This window comes from Kitasatospora putterlickiae (assembly GCF_039527695.1).
GTDB classification, from domain to species: Bacteria; Actinomycetota; Actinomycetes; order Streptomycetales; family Streptomycetaceae; genus Kitasatospora; species Kitasatospora putterlickiae.
Genome location: NZ_BAAAKJ010000453.1, coordinates 19,286 through 22,264, shown reverse-complemented (window position 1 = coordinate 22,264; position 2,979 = coordinate 19,286). Strand labels below are relative to the sequence as shown.

Below are 2,979 nucleotides of genomic sequence, written 5' to 3'. Positions count from 1 at the left end.
CGACGGCCGCCTCGCGTCCGCCACCGGTTGGGTGGGCCCGGTCGGCGGGCGCTGGCCGGCCGAGCTGTGGCTCACCGACCTGGTGGACCTGCCGCCGGCCAGGCTGGTGCGGCTGGTCCGGCTGGCCGACCGGGTGGAGCGGGACTGCACCCGGGCCGCCGACCGGGTCGGGGTGCGGGACTTCGCCGGGCGCTCCTTCGGCGGCTGGCACCGGCACATCACGCTGGCCTCGGCGGCGCACGCGGTGGCGGTGCTGGCCGGCGGCGACGACCGGCCGTGACGACCGGCCGTGACGGTCCGGCGGCGTGCGGGGCGTCAGGCGCCCGGACCGCTACGGCCGTCACGGCTGTCGCGGTCGAGCAGCACCCGGCGCACCCGGCACAGCTTCAGCGCCAGCTGGATCTCGAAGGAGCGCTCGGGCTTCAGCCAGTCCGGCCCGAGCAGCTCGCCGATCCGCTCCAGCCGCCGCGCCACCGTGTTGGGGTGGACGTGCAGCCGCTGCGCCGCGTGGGTCGGGCTGTTGCCGGTCTCGAACCAGGCCTGCAGGGTCCGGCTCAGCTCGGTGAGCCGCAGCCGGTCGTAGTCCAGGACCGGCCCGACGGCCGACTCGATGAACCCGTCGATGTCGTGGTTGTCGGCCAGCAGGACGCCCACGAAGCCGAGTTCGCGGGCCGAGGCGGCGCGGCCGACGGCGCCCAGCGAGGTCATCGCGTCCAGGCAGCGCAGCGCCTCCCGGTAGCCGTGCAGCACCGAGGTCGGGTCGCAGACCGGCCCGGCCGCGCCGACCGTCACCGGCAGGCCGAGCAGCGGGGTGAGCTCCTCGGCGACCGCCCGGGCGGCCCGGCCCGGGTCGGCGCCCGGCAGCAGCAGCACCGCCCGGCCGTTGTGCACCCGCTTGAGGCCGCCCATCCGGTGGGCGTACAGGCCCGCCCAGGTCGCCGTCCGCCCGTGGGCCTCGCCCTCCGGCCGGGCGACCACCAGGACGTGCTCGGCGGACAGGTCGATGCCCAGCCGGCGGGCCCGCGCGGCCAGGTGCTGGGGCGGGCGCTGGGGGGTGCTGAGCAGTTCGTCGAGCAGCTCGTCGCGGACCGGGCGGGCCGGGGCGGCCGACCGCTCGCCCTCCAGCAGCAGGGCGATCGCCAGCGCCTGCGCGACGCTCCGGCAGGACTCCGCGGCCAGTTCGGCGCGCCGCCCGGACGGGCGGGCGAGCAGGGTGCCCAGGTCGGTGGAGCCGGCGCGGACCGGGGCGGCCCAGAGCGGCCCGGCCAGCCGCAGCGGGCGGCCGGCCGCGTGGGTGTCGACGGCGGTGGCCGCCACGGTCGGCTCGTCGAGCTCGGGCAGCTCGCCGGCCGAGGCGAGCACGGTGCCGTCGCTGGCGTACACCCGCAGGCCCAGGTCGAGCCGGCGGCCGTCGTCCCGGACCAGGGCGCGCGGGTCGCGGCCGGAGAGCGCCAGGNCCTCGGCGAGTTCACCGGACGGGTCCGCCTCGCCGCCGCCCGCCCGGCCCGGCGGTCAGGCGGGCGGCCGGGCGGACCGCTCCAGCAGCCGGGCCTTCTCGATCGCCACCCCGGCGAGGTCGCCGAGCGCGGCCATCAGCGAGATCTCGTCGGTGGTGAAGTAGCGCACCGCGCGCTCGGCGACGTACAGCGTGCCGAACGGGCGGGCGCGGTGGCCGAGCGGGACGGCCATCACGGCGCGCAGTCCCTCGGCGCGGATCGTCGCGTCGACCACCGGGCTGCGCCGGATCCGCTCGTCGGCGAGGTAGTCCGGGGTCCAGAACGGTCCCGGGTCGGACGGCACGCAGCCGCCCAGGCCGAAGCCGTCGGGGACGCCCTGGCCGGCCCGCAGCGACGAGCAGGGGCCGTCGGTGGTGCGGATCCGCACCGGCCCAGGCTCCGCGTCCGCGCCGCCCGGCTCGGCGGTGGCCAGACAGGACACGTCGGCGCCGAGCAGCAGCCGGGCCCGGCGGGTGATCACCCGCAGCAGGCTGTCCAGTTCGTACGGCAGGGCCAGGTCGCGGGCGGTGTCGGTGAGCGCGGCCAGCCCGGCCTCGCGCCGGCGGCGGCGCTGGGACTGGGAGCGGATCGACAGGCCGAGCTGCTCGATCCGGCAGAGCGCCTCCCGCTCCCGGGCGGACTCGCAGCCGCGCCGGGCCTGCTCGACCAGCTCCGCGACCTCGGCGGCCGGCGCCTCGCTGGCCAGCAGCTCCAGGACGTTGAACGCGATTGAGTCGGCCGACCGTCGCGTCATGACCTTCCCTCTCTCAGGCCCTCCTGGACGAAGGAGTGCGTGACGGCCTGCTGACCGGAAGGTATGCGCGGGCGGTTGGTCCCGTCAAGAACGGCTCCGGGGACGCGTGAGGGCCCCGCGCGGTGCTCGTGACGCCCCGTCAAAGTGCGTCGCAGTCAGCCCAGTCGGGCCGGCTCCTGATCGCCGGCGCGGCCGGCCGGGCGGCCCTCGACGGCGGCGTGCAGGCGCCGCCAGTGCTCGACCAGTCCGGGGACGCTCTCCTCCTCCAGTCGGTGGGCCGCCGCGTCGTAGTCGATGCCGAGCCGGGCCAGCCGGTCGAGCACCGCGCCGGCCGCCTCCTGCCGGCCCAGCAGGGTGTCGCCCTCCAGCCGGAGCCTTCGGGCCGCCGCCTCCAGCACCGGCCGGGTCATCGCGTGCGCGGTGCCCCAGGACACCAGCCCGGCCACGTACCGGGCCTGCGCGGCGGCCCCGCCCAGCGCCGAGTCGGTCCACAGCAGCCGCTGCGGGCGGGCCCCGGAGGCGCGCAGGGCGCGCCAGCGGCCGTCGCCGAGCCGGTCCTCGTACGCCCGGTACATCAGCCGCGCCGCCGCCTGGCCGGTGCGGCCGCGCAGCGCCGCGGCGTCCGGCCCGGTGATCGCGGCGAGCCGCCGGTCGATCTCCCGGTCCACCCGGCCGACCGGCAGCGAGGCCACCGAGGCGATCGCGGCCAGCGGGCGGGCGGGCGCCACC

3 protein-coding genes and 1 pseudogene are annotated in these 2,979 nt (G+C 78.4%); 1 reads left to right on the top strand and 3 read right to left on the bottom strand.

Annotated elements, in window-relative coordinates; all coding sequences use genetic code 11:
• Nucleotides 1–280, top strand: a pseudogene (locus ABD308_RS36480) (IS701 family transposase); the annotation flags it as partial.
• Nucleotides 281–315: 35 nt separating this feature from the next.
• Here the strand turns inward: ABD308_RS36480 and ABD308_RS36475 are convergent.
• The 3 genes from ABD308_RS36475 to ABD308_RS36465 form a co-directional block, all read right to left on the bottom strand.
• Nucleotides 316–1,383 carry a PucR family transcriptional regulator gene (locus ABD308_RS36475; protein ID WP_344344520.1) on the bottom strand — a complete coding sequence of 356 codons (1,068 nt, stop codon included), beginning with the start codon at nt 1,381–1,383 and terminating at the stop codon, nt 316–318.
• 129 nt (nt 1,384–1,512) lie between these two features.
• Nucleotides 1,513–2,250, bottom strand: coding sequence for a GAF domain-containing protein (locus ABD308_RS36470; RefSeq protein ID WP_344344518.1), 738 nt, complete (start codon nt 2,248–2,250; stop codon nt 1,513–1,515).
• Between the two features lie 155 nt (nt 2,251–2,405).
• Nucleotides 2,406–2,979 (bottom strand): transaldolase family protein (locus ABD308_RS36465; protein ID WP_344344516.1); only part of this gene is annotated, 574 nt, incomplete at its 5' end.

Coding starts and splice junctions, on each gene's coding strand:
- ABD308_RS36470 (WP_344344518.1), bottom strand. CDS start 2,250: ATGACGCGACGGTCGGCCGACTCAATCGCGTTCAACGTCCTGGAGCTG.